This window comes from Burkholderia sp. Bp8991 (assembly GCF_003853795.1).
Taxonomy (GTDB): domain Bacteria; phylum Pseudomonadota; class Gammaproteobacteria; order Burkholderiales; family Burkholderiaceae; genus Burkholderia.
Map to the genome: position 1 here is coordinate 1 of NZ_QTQJ01000079.1, position 860 is coordinate 860.

An 860-nucleotide genomic window follows, 5' to 3' on the forward strand; every position below is an offset into this window, starting at 1 on the left:
CCGAGCGCCGCTTCCGCTGCCTTGCCCGTGATGTTCTTCGCGCGCAGGTCCACCAGCATCACGTGGCTTTCGGTGCGCCCCGACACGATCCGCAGGCCACGCTTGACCAGCGTTTCAGCCAGCACGCGTGCGTTCTCGACGACCTTCTGCTGATATTCCTTAAACTCCGGCGACAGCGCTTCCTTGAACGCAACCGCCTTCGCGGCGATCACGTGCATCAGCGGGCCGCCCTGGATACCCGGGAAGATTGCCGAGTTGATCTGCTTCTCGTACTCGGCCTTCATCAGGATCACGCCGCCGCGCGGGCCGCGCAGGCTCTTGTGCGTCGTGGTCGTCACGAAGTCGGCGTGCGGCACCGGGTTCGGGTACACGCCCGCGGCGATCAGGCCGGCGTAGTGCGCCATGTCGACCATCAGGTACGCGCCGACCGACTTCGCGATCTTCGCCAGACGCTCGAAGTCGATCTTCAGCGCGAACGCCGATGCGCCCGCGACGATCAGCTTCGGCTTGTGCTCGTTTGCCAGCTTCTCGGCCGCGTCGTAGTCGATGTCTTCCTGTTCGTTCAGGCCATAGCTGACGACATTGAACCACTTGCCCGACATGTTCACCGGCGAACCGTGCGTCAGGTGGCCGCCATGCGCGAGGCTCATGCCCATGATCGTGTCGCCCGGCTTGAGCATCGCGAAGAACACGCCCTGGTTCGCCTGCGAACCCGAGTTCGGCTGCACGTTCGCGGCTTCCGCGCCGAACAGCTGCTTCACGCGGTCGATCGCCAGCTGCTCGACCACGTCGACGTACTCACAGCCGCCGTAGTAGCGCTTGCCCGGATAACCTTCCGCGTACTTGTTCGTGAGCTGCGA

General features: G+C 64.3%; 1 protein-coding gene. It reads right to left on the minus strand.

Going from position 1 to position 860, the window contains the following annotated elements; genetic code table 11:
- Positions 1-860, minus strand: an 860-nt coding sequence (gene glyA, locus DIE02_RS35215; protein WP_148093153.1) for a serine hydroxymethyltransferase, incomplete at both ends; no start/stop codon positions are given.